Origin of the sequence: Corynebacterium sp. LK31 (assembly GCF_014335015.1) — a bacterium.
Lineage (GTDB): Bacteria > Actinomycetota > Actinomycetes > Mycobacteriales > Mycobacteriaceae > Corynebacterium > Corynebacterium jeikeium_D.
Genome location: NZ_PDGW01000002.1, coordinates 1 through 1261, shown reverse-complemented (window position 1 = coordinate 1261; position 1261 = coordinate 1). Strand labels below are relative to the sequence as shown.

Here is a 1261-nt window from a genome sequence, read left to right as displayed (position 1 = left end):
GGAATTAACTAGCGTTTTAATGCTTATGGTCTCTTTCTGGTTAGGGCGTTTTGCCATGAGGCCGGTTTTGTCGCGGCGGATATGGAAACCTTTAGTCGACCGGCAGCAAACCTACGAGCAAATCAGAATCAAATACGTCGGTCGTACAACGATTACTGGTGCATACCGGCAACTAGCCAAAGAGCCGATGCAGCACCTCTAGTCATTCCAATGAACGGCTCGGATCAACCATGTTGTTAGAGCCGGTCAAATTTGCTTTGTGCTCAAGACAGGGGTCGACGTGGTTGAGTCAATCAACTAGCAAGCAGCGAGTTTCTCCCATGTCCTTATCTTGGTACGAAACGTAGTGAGGGGGGCAACAGTGTTGATATGTACCCACTTCCACACCGGTCATACTGACGGAGTGGAAGACGCCCACGCTCGCTGCTCAGACTCAAACAGCTCTGCTTCGGCCAGTCAGGGTACCAGTTGGATTACCTCGGCGAGTAGAACCTCGAATCGATTAATCAGATCTCGGGGTGGTACCAGCTCCCAGTGTTGGTAGAAAGACTCGTACAAGCTACCTAGCTAATCGCATTTGAAACTAGGAGCTTCAGTCACCACCTCTTTGTCCGCTTGCTCTTTCCGCTTTCAGCTAAGCAGTAATTCCATCCAGTCCAATAGGTTCGCGATAACCTGCCGGGGCGTGCGGTCTATTCCCTCAATGAGCATTTGCCCACCATCATCGGGAACATCCTCGAACTTGCGGATGAATAGACACCCGCGTTTAGTGGTCTCTGATTCAATCTCGCTTCCGGATTCATATGGCTTCACCACACATTTTCGGTGGAGCACTCTATATCCGAGGTATTCATGCGTATGTTCAAGTGTCCTGGGGTTAGTTCCGCTTTTTACGACCCTGGGTTGATGAAATAGGCAAGGTAGCACTTGGTTTGCGCTTCCCGTGGTGTGGCTAGTCCAGCACTTTGTGTATCCGCATAATTCTTTACCAATGCATCGTCCGCAAAGTGGCAAGTTCGATTTCCGCTTCTATGTTCACGAGTCTTGCGTATGAATGAGTTTTGTCTTGTAGAGAGTGTCGACTCCCTCAGTTGGAGCGTCGTGTTAAGAATCGTGGAACGTGGTGATGCTCGGACGGATTCCAGGACCGAGGTAGGAACTAGATCCAGCACGCTTCACTTACTGCCTCGCGCGTGTTGTTGTTAGATTGCTTATGGCTGTTAATGTGCTGATGCGCGTTACAAAATGCTCCGTGACCTGC

3 protein-coding genes are annotated in these 1261 nt (G+C 50.0%); 1 reads left to right on the top strand and 2 read right to left on the bottom strand.

The window, feature by feature from the left end; genetic code table 11:
• Positions 1 to 202, top strand: a 202-nt coding sequence (locus CRD18_RS11050; RefSeq protein WP_207106355.1) for a hypothetical protein, incomplete at its 5' end; no start/stop codon positions are given.
• A 95-nt stretch (positions 203 to 297) separates the two neighbouring features.
• Here the strand turns inward: CRD18_RS11050 and CRD18_RS11195 are convergent.
• Both CRD18_RS11195 and CRD18_RS11190 read right to left on the bottom strand, forming a co-directional pair.
• Positions 298 to 387, bottom strand: a complete 90-nt coding sequence (locus CRD18_RS11195; protein WP_369707167.1) for a ClbS/DfsB family four-helix bundle protein — start codon at positions 385 to 387, stop codon at positions 298 to 300.
• Between the two features lie 243 nt (positions 388 to 630).
• On the bottom strand, positions 631 to 813 hold the full coding sequence (locus CRD18_RS11190) for a ClbS/DfsB family four-helix bundle protein (protein ID WP_065419905.1): 183 nt from the start codon (positions 811 to 813) through the stop codon (positions 631 to 633).
• Positions 814 to 1261: the final 448 nt, after the last annotated feature.